We start from the raw sequence: 20,105 nt of genomic DNA, 5'->3' as shown, positions 1-20,105 counted from the left end.
TCCCGTGCCCACCTATAGCTACGCCTGCACCGTGTGCGACAACAAGTTCGACATCCAGCAGGCGTTCTCTGACGATTCGCTGACGCAGTGCCCGCAGTGCGATGGACGCCTGCGGAAGCTGTTCAATTCCGTCGGGATCGTCTTCAAGGGCAGCGGTTTCTATCGCACCGATTCCCGTTCGGGCGGTGGCTCCGTTGCCGCCGGGTCGAGCGAGGCCGGCTCAAGCTCCAGCGACTCGTCGTCGAGCGGTGGTTCATCGAGCAGCTCGTCAAGCAAGGACTCGTCGAGCAGTTCGGCATCGAAGCCAGCGGCAGCCACTGCCGCTAGCTGATCTTCTCGAATCCGTTCCCGGGCGTCAGAACCCAATCCATGGGAACGTCGGTCGGCTCATGTGGGATGCCATCGTCGAGAAACTCCGCATCGTGCACGACGGCGACTACCGGGGCGTCAACCGCGGCGAGAGTGCGGTCGTAGTAGCCAGCGCCCCGGCCGAGTCGCACGCCCTTCCGGTCCGCGGCGACAGCGGGCACGATGACCAGCTTCGCCTGGTGTAGCGTGTCCGGATCCAGGCGGTACCCCAACGGCTCCAACAGCTTCCACCGACCTTCCGATAGGGACATTTCGCCGTGGTACTCGCCCCACTGCAAGCGAGTGGGGTCCCCCTCGGGAACGATCGGCAGCAGCACCCGTAACCCCTGGTCAACCAGGGCATCGAGCACGGCGGTTCCGCCCGGTTCTGCGCGCGTCGCGACATACGCTGCGACGATGTCACCGGGTTCCAAGTCGATCGGCAACTGATACATCCAGTTCGCCAGTTCGGCATTCGACTGTGCGAGGACAAACGGCGACATCTCGGCTCGGGCCTGCAGAATTCGTCGTCGCATCTGGGACTTTTCAGCTTTCATGACGCCCTTTCGGTGACTCGCATCCGATCCTGCCAGAAACGACCGATACTCTGAGGGCATGTCAGAGACCACCTCCCGCCCGACTGCCAGGCGCGCGTCCGAAGCGGTGCCGCCCATCCCGCACACCGCGGTTGTCCCTGCGGCCGGGCTCGGGACCAGGTTCCTGCCCGCCACCAAAACGGTGCCGAAAGAACTCCTCCCGGTCGTCGACACCCCCGGGATCGAACTCGTTGCCGAAGAGGCCAAATCTGCCGGTGCCGACCGACTCCTCGTGGTTACCTCGCCGGGCAAGGACGGGGTGGTTGCCCATTTCGTTGAGGACCTCGTCCTGGAACACACCCTCGCTGCGCGCGGTAAAGAGGCCATGCTCGCGAAGGTCAGGAATGCGCCGTCTCTCCTGGAGGTGGCTTCCGTCATCCAGGAAAAGCCCCTCGGGTTAGGCCATGCTGTGGGCTGCGTCGAAGCCGAACTGGGTGACGATGAAGACGCCATTGCCGTCTTGTTGCCCGACGACCTGGTAATTCCCGGTGGCACCCTGGGCCGAATGGCCATGGCCCGCGCGAAGCACGGGGGCAGTGTTCTGTGTGCCATCGAGGTGCCGGGCGAAGAAATTAGCGCGTACGGCGTCTTCGAGGTGGAAGACGTGCCCGACGATCCTGGCGTCAAGCGAGTCCGCGGCATGGTCGAGAAGCCTGCCGCCGCCGACGCGCCGTCGAATCTGGCCGCCGCCGGACGCTACATCTTGGACCGCAAGATCTTTGATGCGCTCCGGCAGATCACGCCGGGGCAAGGTGGAGAGCTACAGCTCACCGATGCCATTGCGCTCCTCATCGAATGGGGTGAGCCGGTCCACGTCGTCATCCACGAGGGCACTCGCCACGACCTTGGCAACCCCGGCGGCTACCTGAAAGCGGCGGTCGACTTCGCCCTCGACCGCGACGACTACGGTCCCGCGTTGCGGGCGTGGCTTATTGAGCGGCTCGCGAAAGACTGAGGCTCGACGGCTCAGACGGACCATCCGCCCTCCGCGCGCCTGCGCGGTCGGAAGCTATCGGCCCGATAACCTCGAACCGCACTCTTATGCCTAATTGCGCGGACCCCCGTGCATTCGAGACCACCAGGGGACGGTGAGGAGCTAATGCGCTCGGTCGAAGACCATTTGAGTCTCGTTACGGCCTCGGTGGTTGCGCCGCGGCCGGTGCAGGTCGCCATCTCGGAAGCCCAAGGGCTGCTGTGCGCGGAAGAAGTCGTTACGACCGAACCGCTTCCGGGATTCGATCAAGCAGCCATTGACGGGTACGCCGTGCGCGCTGTTGATGTGGCATTGGCTGGGGCCGATGCGCCCGACGACATGGACACCCTCGAAACGCACGGTGTTGAGGTCGCTGAACTCGATAACTCCGGCCGTCTCGTGGTTCACATGCCGGTGGTCGGAGATGTGACCGCCGGGTCGCGCACCCCCACCCGACTGCAGCCTGGTCAGGCCGTGCGTGTGGAAACGGGCGCGCCGATGCCGACGCTCGCCGACGCCGTGGTTCCCTTGCGCTGGACCGACGGTGGCGAATCGCGCGTGATGGTCGGACACGGTGTCGACAGTGGTGACTACGTTCGTCGGACCGGCGACGATGTGCGCCCCGGCGACGTCGCCGTCCGCGCCGGTTCCGTCATCGGGCCCGCGCAGGTGGGCCTGCTGGCCGCCGTTGGACGCTCGCGTGTCCTGGTTCATCCGCGACCCCGCGTATCTGTGATCGCAGTTGGCAATGAGCTTGTCGATATCGATCGCACGCCGGGTGCCGGCCAGATCTTCGATATCAACAGCTATTCACTCGCTGCCGCTGCCCGCGATGCCGGTGCTGACGTACATCGGGTCGGTATCGCCCAGCGTGACTCAGCCAAACTTCGTGAAGCCGTTGAAGCGCAGCTGATTCGGTCCGAGATTGTGGTGATCTGCGGTGCCATCGGCGGTGCCGCATCCGATGCCATCATCGACGCTGTCGCAGACTTGGGCGATCTCGACATTGGCCGCGTCGGCATGCACCCGGGCTCCGTGCAGGGGTTCGGGCGGCTCGGCAAGGACGAAATCCCGACGTTCCTGCTGCCTGCCAATCCGGTCAGTGCTCTCGTCACCTTTGAGGTGATGGTGCGACCGTTGATCCGCATCGCCCTCGGAAAGCGGCAACCGATGCGACGGACGGTCCAAGCGCGAACGATCGGACCGATCCTGTCTGTCGAAGGCCGGCGCGGCTATCTGCGTGGGCAACTGATGCGCGATGAACGCTCGGGCGATTACCTCGTCCAAGTAATCGGCGAATCCGAAACCGGAACGTCGCACCTGCTGGCCGAACTTGCCGAAGCCAACTGCCTCATCATGGTCGATGAAGACGTTGAAGAACTTCGGACCGGCGACCAGGTCGATGTGATGTTTTTGGCTCAGCGCGGCTGATCCTGGCCTCCGTGATGGGCAGATTGACCGACTATTTACAATCGACTCTGTGCTGAGGTGGTTAGCGGGGACCCCGCGTAGCCCCGGGTGGCCCGCAACTCTGGGGCCCGTTCGGGTCAAATCAGGTGTGGTGACGCTACGGCCCGTTCGCCTGAGGGACGGCCGTGACTGGTCACGCCTGCGAATCCGAAACCAGAACGAACTGATGCCGTGGGAACCGACCGCACAAGGTCCCTGGGCGGCCAGACACCACCCGAGTGCCTGGAACCAGATGTACGCGATTCTCAAATCTGAAGCGAAGCTCGGTGCCGTGCTGCCATTTGTGATCGAAGTCGACGGGCAGTACGCCGGCCAGTTGACGATCGGCAATGTGCAGCGCGGTGCCGTCCGCAGTGCGTGGATCGGATACTGGGTCGATTCGACCGTTACCGGCGGCGGTGTGGCGTCGGCGGCTGTTGCCCTGGGCGTCGATCACGCTTTTGGGCCCGTCGGCCTCCACCGACTGGAGGCAACAGTGCAACCGGAAAACCTAGCGTCACGGGCAGTTTTGGCGAAAGTTGGATTCCGTCAAGAAGGTCTACTGAAGCGGTACATGGACGTCAACTCCCGCTGGCGGGACCATCTCCTGGTCGCGTTCACAGTGGAAGAACTCCCGGGAAGCGCCGTCGAAGGCCTTATCCGCGCCGGGCGCGCTTTCGCGGTGTAGCGATCAAGCTGGTTTTGAAGCATGCCGTTGCGAACCACACAGTCCTGGAATACGCAGTCCTGATTGAACTCTGAGAATCCGCGATGCCGTCGGCGCGCCTGAGCCGTGTCGGGCGCACGGATTCCTAGGCTGTGGAATGGGCCCGTCTATCGCGGAATGAATGCCTGATCGCGGAGGGGACCACCGTATCGCGACTATCGGAAGGAGCTACGTGTTATGCCAACTTCAGTGCTGTGGGTAACCCTGATCGGAGTTTGGCTGTTCGTGCTCGTTCCGATGGTGTTGCGCGGTCGGCCTCAAGCGCGCAAGACAACCGACGCGGTCGCCCAGACCCGAGTGGTGCATCGTGGAGGCTCCGGTCGTACGGCATCGACCCGGACGGTCACGCGAGCGCGCGCCGCGCAACGGGCCGCTGCGAACGCTGACGAGCAGGCCCAAGCCGCCAAGCGCCGTGCCGAGGCGAAGCAGGCCGCCGAAAAAGCCGCTGCCGATCGGGCCGCTGACGAAGAGCTAGACGCCGAGGTTGACGAAACCGGAGTTGACGACGCCGGAGTTGACGAAATGGTGCTCGAAGACGCTGACATCGACGAGGCGGAGATCGAAGACGCTGAGGTCGATGATGCGGAGATCATCGATGTAGAGGTCGAGGTCGAGGAAACCGAGGTCGATGTGGTGTCGGCTGCTGAGCTAACCGACCAGATCCCGACGGTTGCGGCGCGCATCGTCGACCTTGATGCGGCGCAGGCCCAAGTCTCAGGCGACGATGTCGACCTTGAAGACAACGTCGCGGCAGATGGCCCCGCGGAAGGCGACCTCGTCGCCGACGATGACGCCGAGTACGACGACTTGGAAGATTTCGACGGCGAAGACGCCGAATACGAGGACGCCGAATACGAGGACACCGAGTACGAGGACGGGGACGAGTACGGCGAGGTTGACTACGAGGACGAGTACGAAGAATCCGCCGAATCGGCAGACGTCGACGAGGAGGACACCGAGGCGCCCCCCGCCCGGGAATTGCGCGGCCGCGGTGGCTACGGTCCAGAACGTCTCGCCGAACGTGAGCAGCTTCAATACCGCGAACGCCAGCGGATGGTGCTCGGACTAGCGGTCCTAACACTGCTCGCGGTCGTCAGTGCATTCATCATCCAGCCGTGGGGGATCATCGCCGCGGTGGTGATGGTCGCCGCTTCGGCAATGTACCTGTTCTTCTTGCGAAAGACGGTGCAGGCCGAGCATCTTCGTCAAGCCCAACGGGCAGCGAGACGCCGCCGACAGCAAGCGGAGGACAACCGACTACTGTCGCTGCAGTCAGAGCCGACGTATGTGGAACCGCCCGCCCGCTTGCGAAAGCCCGGCGGAGCGATCGTCCTCGAGATCGATGATGAAGATCCGGCATTTGATCACCTGCCGATATTTGATTTCGCCTACGCTGGCCGCAGTGACGCCCATGAGTACGGCGAGTACGTCGACCTCGACGATCGCCGGACCGCAGGCTAAAAAGGAAGTAGGTTGACCAGCATGAGCGACGATGATCAGTGGTATTTCGATACGTCCACCGGAGAGGTGACCCAGGGCAAGGTGGGGAATGTTTTCCACCGGATGGGCCCTTACCCGGATGAGGCAACTGCCCGACGCGCACTCGATATCGCCGCTGCGCGCAATGCGGCCGCTGACGCTGAGGACAGCGACGACTAACCGAACAAACGACAAGGCTACGGAGTGCGTCTGAGAGACGTGCTCCGTAGCCTTCGTTTTGGCGTAGTTAGACCCGCGCGACGGTAATCGCGTCAGGGTGCGCCACGATCCACTCGCGGCACATCTTGGCGGCCCGGCGCAGAGCGATGGTTTCGCCGAGGTATGAGGCGGGCGCGCCGATCAACGGAATCCAGCTGAGCATGCTGAGTATCCTCGGTGATCCGGGGCGTTCGTCGAGTGAGCGAGCGAGGCTCACCAAGGTGCGCCCAACCTGCCACAACTGCACCATGAACGACTTATCTTTCGTCTCGTCGAGCGGTTCGTCGGAGAACACGGACGCGCGGTTCGCGTCGACGGTTCGGCCAAACAGGATCGAGGCGAGCATCTCGACACCACCTTCGCGGGATGTGATGCCGTACTCGCGGCCCACGGCCCGCAGGACGAGGGCCTGGCTGGCGAACCCGAGGTAATCGCTCATCGGGAACTTCTTGGTCCAGGCGCCGAATACGCTGGGGAAGGCGACGCCTCCGGTTGTGACCAGCCCAATGCGCGAGACCCACCATTTGGCGCGGTCGTTCATGGGGAGTTTGTCCCACCCGGCGGTACCCGGCCAATCAAGCACGTTCAGCACCTTGGACGCGGAGTTGGCGGTGCGGTCGAGGCACCGGTTCGATGCGATCGTGGAGAAGGTCCGCGGCTTGAGTCCGAGGGGGTCGGCGACCGCGAGGACGTCGAGCATCGGATCGAGAGTTGCAACTGTTCGGTAGAGAATTCTAACGATGTCGGAGTCCTTGAGGGCCATGGGAAAACCCTACCTAGCTAACAGCCGTTGGGTTAATTGCCGTGGGCCATCTGCGGTTGGGCAATCTGTCGCAGCCCAACAACGCGAGGCCCCGCCGCTGGCTGCGGTCGGGGCCTCGCATCGCAAGAAGCTACTACTTGGTTGATTCCGAGGACGAAACGCTGTAGCTGCAATTTGCGGTAGCAGCGGGGCCCTTGCTTGTCTGCGTGTTCTTGACCTCGCCGTTGACGACGATCTCACAGGTGATGGCTTGGCCAGCGGCGGCGTCGAAGTCGTTGGTTGCGGTAAGCGATGCCAGCTTGCCGAAGCCGGTCAACGTCACATCCTTCTCCCACGGCAGTGCGGCGGCAGTGTCCTGAGCCATGTTGAAGTCTTTGTCGCTGTACGTGACCGATGCGGTCCCCTCACCGGTAACCCGGTAGGTGACGGTGGCAGTGCTGTTGCTTTCCTTATCGATCTCGTTGGCGACACCGCCCACGAGTGCTGCGCAACCGCCGATGATCGCGATGAAGACGACGATGATGGCACCGAGGACCCACGGCCAAATCTTCCGCTTCTTAGGCGGCTGCGGGTACGGCTGGTTGTAGGGATTGGGACCCTGAGGGAAGGGCTGCTGCGGGTTTGGCTGTTGGGGGTTTGGCTGCTGGGGGTTTGGGGGGCGTAGTCAAGGAGGCTCCTGCGGTAGGGAAGATGCCTGAGGCGTTCCGCCGAAACCTTCGCGGGTTCGGCGCTCTCTCAGTCGGGCATCTGAATTATATGGAGCGCCTCCGACAGTTCTTACTCCGCAAAGAGCTAAAAACACGTTCAGGCGACGGAAATCCTATCGCCTGAACGTGTGAATTAGGGACCGGCGAAATGCCAGTGAACTGCGCGTTTAGTAGCTGCGCGCGAACCCGAGAACGTTATTAACGTATTCCATCGAGTTGTTGTAGCGGAGGATGGCTCGCGTTTCGTCGCCCGGGTTCTTGAGGTTGAGCTTCTCATCGCACAGGTAGCGGGCCGTGGTGAGCGCGGCGTCGAAGACATTCTGTGGATCGACCTTGCCATCGCCATTGCCGTCCGCGGCATAGGCCTTCCATGTGGACGGAAGGAACTGCATTGGTCCGACGGCGCGGTCGTAGGTTGAGTCGCCGTCGAGTGTGCCGCCGTCAGTGTCGGTGATGACCTGATTTCCCGAGAGGCTGCCGTCCAGAACGGGGCCGAAGATTGGCGTGCGGAGACGGCCGTTCTTGTCGGCGTCGCCGGAATTGGCATGGTGCGATTCGACCCGGCCAATTCCCGCGATCAATCGCCAGTCAATGCCGCAGCGCGGTTGGGTCTTTGCCATTGTTTCTGCGGCGGACTTATAAGCGGTGAAGTTGATGCGCGGTACGGTGCCGGACTGTACGGATTTGGGCTCTGGGCGAATCGTGGTGTGTGCAACCAGTGCGCTCTGTGTCTGCTTCGACGCGGTCTTGGGTGCGGGGGCCTGCTGCTTCACCTGGACCACGTCGACGACGGTTGGGGCCGGCGCAGACACGTGACTGGTGCTGGGCGATGCGCTCAGCAGAATGCCGGTGAGGGGGACCAAGCCGGCGACCAGGACTGCGGACTTCGCCGTTGTGCGGTTGAGTTGCATGAAGTGGAAACCTTGGGGGAGAGGGTTCAGCCGCGTGGGCCGCTGTACTTCGAACGAAGGTATATGAATCCGTACCTTTGTCGTTATATAAGCGTTATAAAGCGGTCCCGATTGACGGATTCGGAAATCTATTTGCCCTGGTCATGGCCTATTTTGCGATGGTGATGTGAGTCGGGCCACGAATGGGTTGGCTTCCGCGATGGTGGCGCCGAGCGCGCACGTTGCCGCCGGGGTGTGCACGGAATGGTCGTCGGCCCGGAAAGCAAAAGCCAGGTCGGGAAAATTTCCGACCTGGCTTGTTGTACAGCTGCCCTGTTTGTGGAGCTGCCCTGTTTTGTGGAGCTACGGGGAATCGAACCCCGGACCTTCTCATTGCGAACGAGACGCGCTACCAACTGCGCCATAGCCCCGGAACGTCGTACTGACGACCGTTATCGAGTGTAACAGGGGCGAAAACGCCGGCACGCGAACCCTTTGTGGGGCTCGCGTGCCGGCGTGGTGGTGCCGCGAGAATTACGCGCCGAAACCGAAGGTGATGGCGATGTGCAGGAGGTCGCCGCCGAAGACGGTGAAGTCGTTGAAGAACTGAGTGAGTGCCGGGAACATGTCATCTCTTTTCGGTGAAGGAGGCGCATCGTTTGATGCATGAAAATCGTTACACGCGGTTACGGGATTCGCGATCCGACGGGATGACATCACAGAAGGCGTGAAAGGTGTTGGCGGACACAGCGTTTCGGGATTGCGTCCCGAAAATGGTGTTTTGCCTGCGGAAACACCTTAGGTGAGGGATGCCTAAGTGATTGCTGTGAGATTGCTGGAAATGATGCGTTAACCAGGCCCAGGTTGGCGTTAACCTGAACCTACCTTTCGGCCCCTCAAGTTGCGCTTGAGACTTTCTAGCAGCAGGTGGCCAGCGTGGAGCGAATTGCTTCCAAATTGCCGGGTTCGGCGCGATAAAAGATCTTCACGCCACGGCGCTCGGACGTCACAATCCCGGCCTCGCGGAGTTGCCTTAGGTGATGTGAAGCAGTGCCGGCGGAGACGCCGACGGCATCGGCAAGGTTGGTGGCACCCATTTCGCCGCCAACGGCACCCATGAGCAGTGACACCATCTGAATCCGGATTGGGTCGGCAATTGCCTTGAGGCGCAGGGCTAGTTCCGTTGCGTCCTCGGTGGACATCGCTCCGTTGGCAAGGGGTGCGCAGCAGATCGGTGCGCGAACGTCGATGACGGGCAAGGACTTGGGCATGGGACCAACATATCCAATAGTTTGACATTCATCAAAGTATTGAATAGAACGGAGTTATCTCTAATTCGACATCCATCAAACTATTGGAGCTTCCCATGTCGCGCGTCCAACTCGCCCTCAACGTCGACGATCTTGACTCGTCGATCGAGTTCTACAGCAAGCTCTTCAATACGGCGCCAGCCAAGGTGAAGCCGGGCTATGCGAACTTTGCGATCGTGGAGCCGCCACTGAAGCTGGTGTTGCTCGAGAACAAGGGCGAAGGCGGTAGTATCAATCACCTCGGTGTTGAAGTGGAATCGAGTGCGACGGTGCACGGCGAAATCGCGCGCCTCACCGGCGAAGGGTTGTTCACCGAGGAGCAGATCAACACCACTTGCTGTTTCGCCACGCAAGACAAAGTGTGGGTCGGTGCCCCCGACGGCGAGCGCTGGGAGGTCTACACGGTGTTGTCGGATTCGGAGTCGTTTGGCGAGGCGCCTCCGGCACCTGCCTTTAAAGATCTCGGGCTCACCGACGGTGGGGCTGCGGGCGGGTGCTGCTCCACGACTGCGTCGAACTCCAGCTGCTGCTGACTCTCGGTTGCGGTCGATATCGACAGCTGTCAATATCGACATATGTCGAAATCGCTCGACCTGACTGATGCAACGGTCAGGTGTTCTCCGCTGGTTCGCGACCCGCTGACGGCGGCCGAGGCGCTCGACCTTGCCGCCATATTCAAGGCGCTCGCGGACCCTGTGCGGTTGCAGTTGTTTAGTCTGATCGCCAGTCACTCCGACGGCGAAGCCTGTGTGTGCGACATTTCGCCCGCCGTCGACGTGTCGCAGCCAACCATTTCCCACCACCTGAAGGTCCTGCGAACGGCAGGCCTCCTGGAATCCGAACGCCGCGCATCGTGGGTGTACTACCGCGTGGTTCCTGCCGCGTTGGCATCGCTGACCGGCGCATTGTTACCGCTGGGTGCGGAGGTCGGGGCATGACGTCGACCGTGGATGAGGAAGTTGGCGTGGTCGGCAAGCTGTCAACGCTCGATCGTTTCCTGCCGGTATGGATCGGGCTCGCGATGGTTGTCGGACTGCTTCTTGGCCGAGGAATTCCCGGACTGAATACGGCGATCGACAAGATTTCGATCGACGGCATCTCGCTGCCAATCGCCGTCGGTCTGCTCGTCATGATGTATCCGGTGCTCGCGAAGGTCCGCTACGACCGTCTCGACACGGTCACCGGGGATCGCAAGCTGATGGTCGCGTCGCTCGTGTTGAATTGGCTGGTCGGGCCGGCGCTCATGTTCGCCCTCGCCTGGCTGCTGCTTCCTGACCTACCCGAGTATCGAACAGGCCTGATTATCGTCGGGTTGGCCCGCTGTATCGCGATGGTGATCATTTGGAACGACCTCGCCTGCGGTGATCGCGACGCCGCCGCCGTACTGGTCGCCATCAACTCGGTCTTCCAAGTGTTTATGTTCGCGGTCCTCGGATGGTTCTACCTTTCGGTTCTGCCCGGCTGGCTTGGCTTGGATCAGACAACAATCGATGCCTCGCCCTGGCAGATCGCGAAGTCGGTGCTGATTTTTCTTGGTATTCCGCTGTTAGCTGGCTTCCTGACGCGCCACTACGGTGAGCGTGCGAAGGGTCGTGAGTGGTACGAATCCAAGTTTCTGCCGCGGATTGGACCGTGGGCGCTGTACGGATTGCTGTTCACCATCGTGCTGCTGTTTGCGCTGCAAGGCGACCAAATTACTTCCCGACCGGGCGACGTTGCACGGATCGCCCTGCCGTTGCTGGCCTACTTCGCGATCATGTGGGGCGGCGGCTTCCTCCTCGGCGCTGTCCTGCGCATGGGGTATGCGCGAACCACCACGCTTGCTTTTACCGCCGCGGGAAACAACTTCGAGCTCGCCATTGCCGTCGCGATCGGAACCTACGGCGCGACCTCGGGCCAAGCCCTCGCAGGCGTTGTTGGACCGCTCATCGAAGTTCCCGTTCTCGTGGCCCTCGTCTACGTTTCCTTAGCGCTGCGGCGCCGATTCCCGGCGGTGCGGGCATGAGTCGTTCGGTGCTGTTTGTCTGCGTTAAGAATGGCGGGAAGTCGCAGATGGCGGAGGGCCTGATGCGGCAACTCGCTGGCGACGCCGTCGAGGTTCATTCGGCCGGGACCCGGCCCGGGTCGGCTGTGAATGCACTGTCCGCGGAGTCTTTGCTCGAGGTTGGCGTCGACATTCGGGATGAAGTTCCGAAGGCGATAGATCCCGAGCTCCTGCGCAGGGTCGATCTCGTCGTCACGCTTGGCCGGGAGGCTGTCGTAGATGAACCCGGCGTTCGCGTCATCAACTGGGACACCGACGAGCCCTCCGAGCGCGGGATCGACGGGATCGAGCGAATGCGCCTGGTCCGCGACGACATTGCTGGGCGAGTTCGGACGCTCGTCGCCGAGTGGGGCGTTACGTAGCTCAGAAAAACTGTTAAACCAGAGGCCTCCGACGGCAAATTGCCCTCGGAGGCCTCTGGTTTAACAGTTCTTCTGGGCGACGGTGTGTTGTGGAACCAATCGGGTCTGGCGCGCGTCCAAAGAAGCATGAAAGATTCTGGCGTTTACAACCGACGACACCTTTATTCATTCGGATATGACGATTCAACGATTGACCGCATGGTTGCCGCCGGTGATCTGTCGCGGCTCCGCAGTGGCTGGTTAGCCTCGAAAACTCATGATGCGACCGTTGCCTCGGCCGTCGCCGACGGTGGCGTGCTGACCTGCGTGGACGCATTGAGATTCGGCGACAGTTCACCGTGGCGTCCGAACCTGTCGACTCCATTCCGTCAGCACTGCTGTGCGCAACAGGCTGCTTGAGTCGCGAAGAATGGATTGCCGTCTGCGATTCGTACATGAACTCCCGCGGCATCACCGTTGAGGATCTTCGAGCAGTGATGGGGAATGTTGGTCCGACAGTCACCGAATGGCTGTACTCAACTGACTCGCGATCGCAGTCCGGAACCGAGAGCATCACGCGCCTTCGGCTGCGATCGCTCGGTTTCAACGTGGTGGCGCAACCACAGATCGACGGGGTCGGTCGAGCCGATCTGCGGATCGGTTTGCTGATCATCGAATGCGACAGCATTCAGTACCACGCGACAAAAGTGGACTACGAGCGTGATCACAAGCGTGACCGCAAGGCCCTCGTCAACGGGTGGCTGACCCTGCGGCTCACCTACGACGACATCCTCTTCGGCTGGGACGAAGTCCTTGCCGACATTCGGAGCATCGCCGGCCGTGATCGGCATCGGGCACGGACCCCTGGGGAACTGGCGCTGATCGAAAAGTCTGTGCGGCAGTCGCGGTTTGTTGAGGACTAAGGGGGGCTACAGGTGAGAAGGTGCGATACGAGTAGCCGCCTCCCACAAATAAGTCCTACTCGCAGGCGATGCCGTCGCCGTCGCGGTCGAGTTTGCGTGAGTAGCCGGGCTCACCAGCGGAAATTGGGGCGGCACCGGCGGCACGAGCTGCAGAGCAGTTCTGGTAGTAAACGTCGCCGCCCGGCGCGGGCCTCTCCACCAGAGGTGCGCGCGCCGGGGGCGGCGTGGTTGTTTCACGTGGTCGCGGCGGCGGGACGTACGCGGTCGTCGGGGGCGGCGTTGTTTCGGTGGTCGTTGGTGTTTCGTCGGTGGTCGACGCTTCCGTGGTCGCCGGGTTTTCGCCACTGCATGAGCTCAAAACCCGTTGCATCGCAGCCTTTTCCGCGGCCGTGACCCACAACCGGTAGGCGGCCTTCACCTCGATCTGACGAGACACATAGGTGCAGCGGTACGACCTGTTAGGCGGTAGCCAGGTCGCGGCGTCGCCGTCACTCTTGCGTTGATTGGTGGGACCGTCGGTGGCTTGAAGGTTCCGCGGATCGTTAGCGAAGTTGAGGCGATCGACCGACGATAGCTGTTGGGCACCCTTCTGCCACGCATCCGACATCGCGACCACATGATCGATCTGAACGGCCGACGACGTACCGGATCCGCGCTGGAATGGAATCGACTTGCCGGTATAGGGATCATTGAGAGTTCCGGTCAACACCACACAGTTGCGGGTTCCGGGCTTATACGTGACGTCAGTCAGGTCGCGGTCCAAAATATCGTTGCGCGTATCGCAGCCATTGTGGCCGCCAGCGACGGAAACGTCGTCGCTCCATTTCTGCCCGAACAAACTGCGGTCGTAGCCGGTCTTGGGGGCTCGGCCCTTCACGGCAAGCGAGTCGAGTTCCAGCAGTGCCGCCGTGGCCCGCTCGGAATTACTGCCAACTGGGGTCGTGGTCGGGGAAGGGCTCGCGGTTGTCTCAACCTCGGTACTGGACCAGGACATGTCCCCGAGTTGCGCGGCGGCACTCGGGGAAGCCGAAGGCGCATCCGAGGAACTGCAGCCAGCGATCAAGACCGCGGCCAATGCGACCGCCGCGCTCGCTCCCCACCGTGACCCCGCGGGAGAAAACCTGCCAACTTGCCGAACCTTCATTCCCCCATGTTCCCACCACCCTCCGACAAAAGAACTTTTCCCGCCCGAACGTACGACAGTCGCGGTGTGGCCCCGCGTACGGTGACGGAGTGACCCAGAACGCATCGCCTTCGCCAGTTGTGACCACTGCTACCGGCCCCGTCCGGGGTAAAAGGGAAGGGGCCGCCACGGAAGGCCAGGTGTCTGCTTTCCTGGGTATTCCGTACGCGGCACCGCCGGTCGGGCCAACCGCTTTCGCCGCACCGACCCCGCACGACTCGTGGTCCGAGGTTCGCGATGCGACCGACTACGGCCCCACCGCGCCGCAGGTCGGCTACCCGGCACCGATCGCCGCGATCCTCGACAATGTGATCGATCCCGGTGCCGACTACCTGAACCTCAACATCTGGACACCCGACGAAGACGCCACCGGACTGCCGGTCATGGTGTGGATTCACGGTGGTGCCTTTGCCCGCGGCTCCAACCAGATCGCGATCTACGACGGCAGTACCTTCGCGCGTGACGGCGTGGTGTGCGTCGGCATCAACTACCGCCTGGGAATTCCCGGCTTTGGTTCAGTCCCCGGCGCGCCCGACAACCGCGGGCTTCTCGATCAGATTGCTGCTCTGGAATGGGTTCGGGACAATATCGCAGCCTTTGGTGGTGACCCCGACAACGTTACGATTTTCGGTGAATCGGCCGGAGCGATGAGTGTTGCCTCGCTGCTGGCGTCCCCGCTCGCCGAGGGGCTATTCCATCGCGCCGCCATGGAAAGCGGCAATGGCTTCACCGCCGCAGCCGTCGACGACGCGCACAAGGTCACTGCTCGAGTCGCCGAAATTCTCGGCGTCGACCACACCGCCGAAGCCTTCGGGAAAGTGTCGATGGACGATCTGCTGCAGGCCCAAACCCAGGTGGCGCTCGAACTGACGGTGAACCCCGACCCCGACGTTTGGGGTGCCACCATCACCTCGATCGGCCTCGGTGTCATGAGCACCTTCCCCGTCCTCGACGGCACCGTGCTGCAGGATGCCCCGCAGAACGCGATCGGCGACGGCGCTGGCCGCGGCATCCCGTTGCTGGCGGGATGGAATGCCGACGAGTTCCGCTTCTTCTTTGCGCCGACCGGCATTGTTGCGGCCGCCACCCCGGAACTGGCGCGAGGCATGATCGCGAAGGCTGGCTTGCCGACCGACCAGTTCGACGAACGGCTGGCTCACGGCGTCAGCCCGGGTGATGCCCTATGCGAAGCGATTACCGACCTTGCCTTTGCTGCGCCAACCAGGGCATTGGCCGACCTGCGGCCCGATTCGCCGACATATCTTTACGAGTTCCGCTATTCGTCGCCGGTCGCCGACATTCGTGCTGGGCATGCGGTCGAACTGCCCTTCGTCTTCGATCGCTTGGACATCGCGCATGCCCTCACCGGACCCGAGCCCGACCAATCCGTTGCTGAAGCGATGCACAGTGCCTGGGTGCAGTTCGCGAAGACCGGCAACCCGGGTTGGACGGTGCACGCTCCGGGAAATGAGCCCCACGTGTTTGGGTAGAAGCCGCTACCGCCCGGGCAACACTAAGTCGAGGAGCCAGTCGCGGGCGAGCGGAGCGTCATGGTTGAGGTCAATATCTGGTCCGCGCGGAACGTAGAGGTTCGGGGTGCGACCGCTGATCACGTCGGCGATATTGCCGAGCGCATCCGATCCCGCATCGTCCAAGTAGCCGGCATGGGCGTCGACGCCCTGGACGAGTTCGCCGTTGCTGTAATAGCCGCTGTCCAGACGCGTGACGCCGGGGGCAGAGTCGGGGTCGCCACCGTGCACGGCCGCGCCGAATTGCTGCGAATAGTGGATGGGATCGCCGGGCGGTGTCAGGGAGAATCGTTTGACGTCGGGATTGGTGTTGCGCCAGGGGCTGTCGTCGACGCCCGTCCCTGACGATGATGCGTACACCACGCGGTCGGCGCGCATACCGTGCTGCTCGGCGGTACCGACCACCGAGCCGCCGTACGAGTGACCAATGATTGTCGTCTTCAGCGGGGTATTCGACGTCGCCAACTGCTGATCGAGCGTTGCCGTGAAGTTCGCCAACCGCTGCGCCATCCGGTGCGCGGGTTTGGGGTCGACAGCATTGTCGACGATTGGCGTCAGATCTTTCTCGATGACGTGCTGGGGGAAGGTGCCGTCGGCCCAGACGATCACCGGCGATCTACTCAAGCTGGCCAGCGATGCGGCGCGGCGCCGGTAGTCGCCAGAAGTTTGCAGCGACGTTCCCGTTCCCGGTACCAGGACACCGACACCGTTGGCCGAGGGCGTTAGCTCGCCGACGAGTTCAATGAACCGGCCACTATTCGCACGGAACCCGATGAACGTGCGGGGCACCATGCGGGTCGGGTCCATCGGGTCGGGGGCCGGTTCCAAGAGCGACCGCAGGAGTTTTGCCTTGTCGCCGGTCCCACGGCCAGCTTCCTCTTCTTCGGCCAGTGCCAATCTGATGGACAGATGGTTAGCGGTGATCCGGTCCGCGAAGTCGATGCCGTCGAGATTGCCGATAAATTCGGGAGCCTCGGACGAGAGGCGAGTTCGTTGCGCGGCATTGAGTGACTCCCAGTAGCGGGTCACTTGGTCGGGCGACAGCGAGAAGAGTCGGCTGAGCGCGTCCTCGAGTCGAACGTATCCGGGGCCCGCAGGGTTGGGGACCTTGCCGTCGGATCCATCGAACTCTCCAGTCAACGACCTGAGACGGTCAGCGAGGGCAGCGTCTGCGGTTTGGGCGGCGACCAGAATCGCGCGAAGCCGTGACGACAGGAACTCGGCATCTGCCCGCCGTTTGGGACTCGGGTGGGAAACAGTGCCGTCGTCACCCACCACAAACTGCGCGCCTGTTATAGAGGCGAGTTGGGCCGACAACCGCTGTTGGGCCGACGCGAGTTGCGCATAGCCGTCTCGGGTGGCCGCGGCGAGGTCTTTGACGGTCTGCTCCATCCGGCGTAGCCGGGTCGCGTCGGCGGTGATGCGTGTGGCTGCCGCATCGCGAGCAAATCCCGTCCAGGTGGGATCAAGCCCGAGGGACCGATTCAAGGCAAACGTCACTCTGGCGATCTGTTCGCCGCGAACATCAAACGCGGTGGCCGCAGCGGCGAGCCCGTCGAGGTGCCACCCGGCGACCGCAGCGATGCCGATCATGATTGCAGCCGCAGTGCGGCCAGTGCGGCCGCTGCGGCCCGATCGGATTCGACGGTGCGAGCATTGAATGCCTGCAGCGCATCGGCCAGTCCGGACAGATTTGTTGACACGGACCGGGCGCACCCGTGTGCGGCATTGCCAGCGTCGCGGAGCGCGGGTGCGCTACGACTGCCTGCTAACGAAAGATCGGCGGCCTGGTACGACAGGCCGCCGATCTCGGTGCCGCATTGTCGCCATTTGGCGACGATCTCGGCGATGTTTTCAGTTGTGATGCCGAAGCCCATGACTGCCTCCCGGATGGCTGCGTCGAGCGACATATTGTCGAACGAATGATTGGTGGCTGTGCATTCGTTAGACGCAGCGCGACGAATTCTGGATCCATCGCTATCCACAGGCTCCGGCGGGAGCGAACGTTATGTCAGTTCAGCAACGCGGTTCGCGAAGATACCTGCCTGCGCATCGGCGAGCAGATGCGCCACGGTTTCCCCGGAATCAGTTTTGTTGGTGCCGATGAAGCCCGACGGACCGCGCTTGATCCAGCCCGTCACATACAGGCCGGGAATGGGTTCACCGTCGTCAACGATTCGACCTTCGGTGTGGGAGACGGTGCCGTGTTCGCTGTCGAATGGCAGGCCGGGAATCGGGCGGCCGCGATAGCCGATCGCGGAGAGGACCAGGTTCGCGTTGAGGGTGACCCGCTGGTCGGTGCCGGTTTTGACGAACTCAACACCGGTGGCCGCATCGTCGCCGAGAACCAACACCGGAGTGAGCCCAAACGACAGTCGAATGAACGGTCCGGGCGGCTTGGGGCGCTGAGAAATCTCGCGCAGCAATTCCACTTTCGCCGCGATTGTGGGATCGGTGATGCCGCTGGAATCGACGTCGTCGAGTTCGGCGGGATCGACCCACACGCGGGCTTTGCCGTCGGCGAGGCCGATCAGTTCCGGAAGGGTGAACGCCGCGTGTTCGGGGCCGCGTCGAGCAACGACGATCACTTCGCGCACATCCGAGGAACGCAACGCCGCCAATGCTGACCGGTCGATGGTGGTTGAGGCCAGGGACTCCGGATCGGCGGTGAAAATGCGAGCGACGTCGAGGGCGACGTTCCCATTGCCAATCACTACGACCTGGTCGGTAGCCAGATTGGGGGCATCGTCGGCGAAGTCGGGATGTCCGTTGTACCAGCCAACCACCGACGTTGCGCTTTGCACGCCGGGCAATCGGGCACCTGGTATCTCGAAGGGGCGATCGATCGGTGCGCCGCCGGCCCACAGCACGGCATGGTGCGTGCGACGTAGATCGTCAAGCGTCAGGTCGCGGCCAATCTCGGTGTTCAACCGGATCTCGATGTTCGGGTGGCGCGCGATGTCGTCGAACAAGTTGCTGACGCTACGCGTCGACAGGTGATCGGGGGCCACACCAAAGCGGGCTAGACCGAAGGGCTGCGGCAACCGCTCAAACATCGTGATCCGCACCTGCGAGTACTTCAGCAGTTGATCTGCGGCGTACATGGCCGACGGACCGGAACCGACGATCGCGACCTTCAGTTCGGCGGGTACAGCGCCGGTCAGCGCGCGGGGTTTGGTGATCGGTGCCAGCGGTAGCCGCCAATCGGTGGGCACCGGGAACCGGGCGTCGCCGAGGCCGCTATCGGGGTAATGATTGGCGTTGACGTCGGCAAACCGGGCCGCAGAATCCTCGAGCCGATGTCCGGGGACGATGGCACCGACGGGGCAAGCGCTGACACATGCACCGCAGTCGACGCAGGTCGCCGGATCGATGTAGAGCATTTCGGCGATGCCGAAATCCGGCTCGTCGGGTGTCGGATGGATGCAATTGACCGGGCATGCGTAGACGCACGAGGCGTCGCCACAGCATGCCTGTGTAATGACGTGGGGCACGGAACCTGCTTAGCTCGCGGTGTAGAGGGGTTCGCTGCGGTAGCGCGAGGCGCGGCCGTCGATGCCGAGCGCGCGCCACACCCGACGGGAAGCCGGGTTCATGAGGCCACACTGCTCTGCGAGCATGCGAACGTCGCCGAATACGCCGGACAGGAAGGCCTTCGACTCGGGCGAGCGCCAGAAGATCTCCCGGAGGACGCTGCGCGGGACGTCGAATTCCTTGCGGAACTCACTTGGCGGCACGGTGATGGCATTGCACAGCACGCGCATCACAATCGGCAGGGTGATCGACAGGGCGAACTTGGTGGCTCGACCCTTGGACGGGATGGTGGTCCGCAGATGATTGTGTGCGAACGAGATGTGGCGGGCCTCTTCGGCGACGTGCAGTTCCATTACGGCGGACATTGCCGGATGGATGTTTTCGCCAGCGCGCAGGAAGTCCTTTTGAATGTGATCGATCGGTTCTTCACCCGCGAGCACACCAAAGTAGAAGACGGTCGGCAGGCCCGTCGCGAACAGCGGAATGATCGGCGAGATGCGACGCAACCACCAGCGCATGCCCTTGGTTTCCATGCCAATGCGGTTCACCAACTCCTGGAACATGAGCGTGTGATTGCACTCTTCCTTGGCCTCGTGGGTGGTGTAGCGGAAGCGCATGTCGCCGTTCGGGAGGCGATCGGAGTACTGGAGGAGTCCGCGAATGAGGATTGACTCGAACTGCAAACCGACCTTCGCGACGTTGGCCTGGCGCCACATCCCGATCTCGATCTGCTTCTCGCGCGGCAATGCCTGGTACCAGGGGTGACGCCCGATGGGGTCGACGGTGTACGACAGGATCCAGCGATCGTCGTTGGGGACAATCGCCATGTGCGGGGCATCCCAGTCAATGTCGAGGTAGGGATCAAAGTTCCGGTGCACCGAGGCATTGGATAGATCCTCAAGGACCTGGTTGTAGTCGGGCTCGGTGGCCTGCTTGGCTGGCGGCGCATACGTGGTGGGACGAGGCTGCGTGCTGGTCATGGTGTGCTCCTGACTCGCGTCGGTGGTCTGACGTCTCGCAGCCGCAGGGTAAGAGGCCGCCGATGTAGAACCCGTTGTTATCAGCGTCGCACCGCCGCCCGATCTTGTCA

At 62.6% G+C, this 20,105-nt stretch carries 22 protein-coding genes and 1 tRNA gene; 12 read left to right on the top strand and 11 right to left on the bottom strand.

The window, feature by feature from the left end; translation table 11 throughout:
* The first annotated feature begins 4 nt into the window (after positions 1-4).
* Positions 5-331: an FmdB family zinc ribbon protein gene (locus tag AC1L34_RS10250; protein WP_424295179.1), complete on the top strand. Its 327-nt coding sequence runs from the start codon at positions 5-7 to the stop codon at positions 329-331.
* On the opposite strand, the gene AC1L34_RS10245 is transcribed toward AC1L34_RS10250, so the two are convergent.
* On the bottom strand, positions 324-905 hold the full coding sequence (locus tag AC1L34_RS10245) for a 5-formyltetrahydrofolate cyclo-ligase (protein ID WP_424295181.1): 582 nt from the start codon (positions 903-905) through the stop codon (positions 324-326). The genes AC1L34_RS10250 and AC1L34_RS10245 overlap by 8 nt on opposite strands.
* A gap of 58 nt (positions 906-963) precedes the next feature.
* Between AC1L34_RS10245 and AC1L34_RS10240 the strand changes: the two genes are divergently transcribed.
* From AC1L34_RS10240 to AC1L34_RS10220, 5 genes are all read left to right on the top strand, one after another.
* The gene (locus AC1L34_RS10240) at positions 964-1,899 is read left to right on the top strand and encodes a UTP--glucose-1-phosphate uridylyltransferase (protein ID WP_424295183.1); all 936 of its coding nucleotides are present in this window, start codon (positions 964-966) and stop codon (positions 1,897-1,899) included.
* A 144-nt stretch (positions 1,900-2,043) separates the two neighbouring features.
* The gene (gene glp, locus AC1L34_RS10235; protein ID WP_424295184.1) at positions 2,044-3,348 is read left to right on the top strand and encodes a molybdotransferase-like divisome protein Glp; all 1,305 of its coding nucleotides are present in this window, start codon (positions 2,044-2,046) and stop codon (positions 3,346-3,348) included.
* A 49-nt stretch (positions 3,349-3,397) separates the two neighbouring features.
* Positions 3,398-4,054: a GNAT family N-acetyltransferase gene (locus AC1L34_RS10230; protein ID WP_424295186.1), complete on the top strand. Its 657-nt coding sequence runs from the start codon at positions 3,398-3,400 to the stop codon at positions 4,052-4,054.
* A 216-nt stretch (positions 4,055-4,270) separates the two neighbouring features.
* A complete protein-coding gene (gene sepX, locus AC1L34_RS10225; protein ID WP_480034740.1) occupies positions 4,271-5,554 on the top strand; it encodes a divisome protein SepX/GlpR in 1,284 nt (427 codons plus the stop codon).
* Positions 5,555-5,575: 21 nt separating this feature from the next.
* Positions 5,576-5,752, top strand: coding sequence for a hypothetical protein (locus AC1L34_RS10220; protein WP_424295190.1), 177 nt, complete (start codon positions 5,576-5,578; stop codon positions 5,750-5,752).
* A 67-nt stretch (positions 5,753-5,819) separates the two neighbouring features.
* Here AC1L34_RS10220 and AC1L34_RS10215 read toward each other — a convergent pair whose 3' ends face one another.
* From AC1L34_RS10215 to AC1L34_RS10195, 5 genes are all read right to left on the bottom strand, one after another.
* Positions 5,820-6,554 carry a hypothetical protein gene (locus AC1L34_RS10215; RefSeq protein WP_424295192.1) on the bottom strand — a complete coding sequence of 245 codons (735 nt, stop codon included), beginning with the start codon at positions 6,552-6,554 and terminating at the stop codon, positions 5,820-5,822.
* A 133-nt stretch (positions 6,555-6,687) separates the two neighbouring features.
* A complete protein-coding gene (locus AC1L34_RS10210) occupies positions 6,688-7,032 on the bottom strand; it encodes an MmpS family transport accessory protein (protein WP_424295195.1) in 345 nt (114 codons plus the stop codon).
* Positions 7,033-7,428: 396 nt separating this feature from the next.
* Positions 7,429-8,172, bottom strand: coding sequence for a lytic transglycosylase domain-containing protein (locus tag AC1L34_RS10205; RefSeq protein ID WP_424295196.1), 744 nt, complete (start codon positions 8,170-8,172; stop codon positions 7,429-7,431).
* A gap of 337 nt (positions 8,173-8,509) precedes the next feature.
* Positions 8,510-8,582: transfer RNA gene (locus tag AC1L34_RS10200), tRNA-Ala, on the bottom strand.
* Between the two features lie 486 nt (positions 8,583-9,068).
* Positions 9,069-9,422 (bottom strand): Rv2640c family ArsR-like transcriptional regulator, encoded by a 354-nt coding sequence (locus AC1L34_RS10195; protein WP_424295198.1) that lies wholly within the window; start codon positions 9,420-9,422, stop codon positions 9,069-9,071.
* Between the two features lie 95 nt (positions 9,423-9,517).
* Here AC1L34_RS10195 and AC1L34_RS10190 point away from each other — a divergent pair, with 95 nt between their 5' ends.
* From AC1L34_RS10190 to AC1L34_RS10170, 5 genes are all read left to right on the top strand, one after another.
* On the top strand, positions 9,518-9,994 hold the full coding sequence (locus AC1L34_RS10190; RefSeq protein WP_424323354.1) for an ArsI/CadI family heavy metal resistance metalloenzyme: 477 nt from the start codon (positions 9,518-9,520) through the stop codon (positions 9,992-9,994).
* A gap of 42 nt (positions 9,995-10,036) precedes the next feature.
* Positions 10,037-10,399, top strand: coding sequence for a metalloregulator ArsR/SmtB family transcription factor (locus AC1L34_RS10185; RefSeq protein ID WP_424295748.1), 363 nt, complete (start codon positions 10,037-10,039; stop codon positions 10,397-10,399).
* The gene (arsB, locus tag AC1L34_RS10180; protein WP_424295746.1) at positions 10,396-11,466 is read left to right on the top strand and encodes an ACR3 family arsenite efflux transporter; all 1,071 of its coding nucleotides are present in this window, start codon (positions 10,396-10,398) and stop codon (positions 11,464-11,466) included. The genes AC1L34_RS10185 and arsB overlap by 4 nt, the downstream gene beginning before the upstream one ends.
* The gene (locus tag AC1L34_RS10175; RefSeq protein ID WP_424295745.1) at positions 11,463-11,867 is read left to right on the top strand and encodes an arsenate-mycothiol transferase ArsC; all 405 of its coding nucleotides are present in this window, start codon (positions 11,463-11,465) and stop codon (positions 11,865-11,867) included. The genes arsB and AC1L34_RS10175 overlap by 4 nt, the downstream gene beginning before the upstream one ends.
* A gap of 338 nt (positions 11,868-12,205) precedes the next feature.
* Positions 12,206-12,769: an endonuclease domain-containing protein gene (locus AC1L34_RS10170; protein WP_480034739.1), complete on the top strand. Its 564-nt coding sequence runs from the start codon at positions 12,206-12,208 to the stop codon at positions 12,767-12,769.
* A 55-nt stretch (positions 12,770-12,824) separates the two neighbouring features.
* Here AC1L34_RS10170 and AC1L34_RS10165 read toward each other — a convergent pair whose 3' ends face one another.
* A complete protein-coding gene (locus AC1L34_RS10165) occupies positions 12,825-13,913 on the bottom strand; it encodes a GmrSD restriction endonuclease domain-containing protein (RefSeq protein WP_424295742.1) in 1,089 nt (362 codons plus the stop codon).
* An 89-nt stretch (positions 13,914-14,002) separates the two neighbouring features.
* Here AC1L34_RS10165 and AC1L34_RS10160 point away from each other — a divergent pair, with 89 nt between their 5' ends.
* Positions 14,003-15,442: a carboxylesterase/lipase family protein gene (locus AC1L34_RS10160; protein WP_424295740.1), complete on the top strand. Its 1,440-nt coding sequence runs from the start codon at positions 14,003-14,005 to the stop codon at positions 15,440-15,442.
* Positions 15,443-15,448: 6 nt separating this feature from the next.
* Here the strand turns inward: AC1L34_RS10160 and AC1L34_RS10155 are convergent, their stop codons facing one another.
* The 4 genes from AC1L34_RS10155 to AC1L34_RS10140 form a co-directional block, all read right to left on the bottom strand.
* On the bottom strand, positions 15,449-17,074 hold the full coding sequence (locus AC1L34_RS10155) for an alpha/beta hydrolase (RefSeq protein WP_480034738.1): 1,626 nt from the start codon (positions 17,072-17,074) through the stop codon (positions 15,449-15,451).
* Positions 17,071-17,391, bottom strand: coding sequence for a hypothetical protein (locus tag AC1L34_RS10150; RefSeq protein WP_424296370.1), 321 nt, complete (start codon positions 17,389-17,391; stop codon positions 17,071-17,073). The genes AC1L34_RS10155 and AC1L34_RS10150 overlap by 4 nt, the downstream gene beginning before the upstream one ends.
* Before the next feature lie 96 nt (positions 17,392-17,487).
* Positions 17,488-18,975, bottom strand: a complete 1,488-nt coding sequence (locus AC1L34_RS10145) for a 4Fe-4S binding protein (protein ID WP_424321867.1) — start codon at positions 18,973-18,975, stop codon at positions 17,488-17,490.
* A 9-nt stretch (positions 18,976-18,984) separates the two neighbouring features.
* Positions 18,985-19,995, bottom strand: coding sequence for an AurF N-oxygenase family protein (locus AC1L34_RS10140; RefSeq protein WP_424296366.1), 1,011 nt, complete (start codon positions 19,993-19,995; stop codon positions 18,985-18,987).
* Between the last annotated feature and the right edge of the window lie 110 nt (positions 19,996-20,105).

It is taken from the genome of Gordonia sp. 34D, from assembly GCF_056682775.1.
Note: the sequence above shows the minus strand (reverse complement) of the source record. Positions and strands in the feature narration are given on the sequence as shown.